1 protein-coding gene and 1 pseudogene are annotated in these 1,333 nt (G+C 73.1%); both read right to left on the reverse strand.

The genetic code is table 11. The features are described 5' to 3' along the window. Positions 1–85: 85 nt before the first annotated feature. Positions 86–889 (reverse strand): ESX secretion-associated protein EspG, encoded by an 804-nt coding sequence (locus tag FNH05_RS37405; protein WP_144593544.1) that lies wholly within the window; start codon positions 887–889, stop codon positions 86–88. Positions 890–990: 101 nt separating this feature from the next. Then, positions 991–1,333: pseudogene (locus FNH05_RS37410) on the reverse strand (hypothetical protein); the annotation flags it as partial.

Raw genomic sequence — 1,333 nt, forward strand, 5'->3', positions numbered from 1 at the left:
GAAGAACTCGGCCCTGCCCGAACCGCCGCCCGGCCCGTCCGTGAACGCGCCCCCGCCGATCGGCCCCTCGGTCACCAGGTCCTCCTCACCAAGCCCCGCCCGGCGCCATGCTGGTGTTCGCGGCGCCGGAAAGCATCTCGTTCAGTCGATGGCGCAGGGACGCCGCGTCGGCGGGCGCGACGGTGATCCAGTCGCGGCCGTCGTGCCCACGGGTCGCCTGCGTGAAGTACCGGCCCGACTCGGTGTCGAACCAGCTCAGTACCGGCGAGCGCACCTTACCGCCCATCCTGCCGCGCGCGTTGGCCCCGATCTGCCCGCCCCGCAGCCGCGGCTGCGCCTGCAGCCTGGCCAGTGCCTTGCGGTCCTCGTCGGCGCCGGGCCTGCCGGAGGAGTCCGGCACCCGCCGCTGCAGGAAGTCCGCGCCGGTGCCGGTGAGCAACTGCTCCAGCGGCACCGTGATGGACTTTTCGCCCCCGCGGGCGGCGGCGGGCAGCAGCGAGACGATCGCCGAGGCCAGCCCGTCGGCAGGCGCCGGGTGCAGGTGAGTGCCGCGCTCGTCCTGGACCGCGAGCACACCCTGCCCGCCCAGCGCGGCCGCCACCGCCAGCAGCGGCCGCGCGTTCGGCGCGGGCAGGTGTACCGAATCCAGGCTCACCTGGCAGGCGGAAAGCACCTCGAAGTAGTTCTCCACGTGCGGCTCGGGGCGGCCCCGGTCGTCCGCGAGCCCACGCCGGGCCAGCTCCGTCAGTGTCTGGCGGCGCAACTGCCCGCGCTCGTCCATGGTCGTGCCGTGTGACCGGATCTCCAGTGGATAGGGCAGCTCACCGCCCCCGAACGACTCCCACAGGAAATCCAGTTCCAGCGGAGTAAGAAGCTCCGCTCGCGTCACGTTGTCCCCTCACCGCGACCGGCAGGCGACGCGGGTCGCCTGCCGGAGCGCTGTTCGAGTGCCGAAGGAGGGCCGTTGCGGCCGGTGTCTTGCCGGGTGTTTCAGTCCTCGTCCTCGTCGGACCATGCCCCGATCACCGGCGGCGCGGTCGCGACGTTGGCCCCGAAGGCTTCGTCCGGGTCGGCTTCGATGAGGAAGGACGCACGGTTGTGCTCCTGGTCCTCCTCCTGCTGGGCGTGCGCACCGCCCATTCCGCCCATCCCGCTCATCGGGGTCGCCGGGGTGTTCGCACCGCCGATCGTGCCGTTGGCCGACACCACGGGGTGGTTCTGCGCCTGCTGCCCCGCGGCCTGCTGGCCCTGGTCGGAAGTCGCCGCGGCCGCGGTCTCGTCCTCGGCCTTGGCCCCGGACTTGTTGCCCCGGCCCAGCACCGCCTTGCCGGCG

This window comes from Amycolatopsis rhizosphaerae, from assembly GCF_007713715.1.
GTDB classification, from domain to species: Bacteria; Actinomycetota; Actinomycetes; order Mycobacteriales; family Pseudonocardiaceae; genus Amycolatopsis_E; species Amycolatopsis_E rhizosphaerae.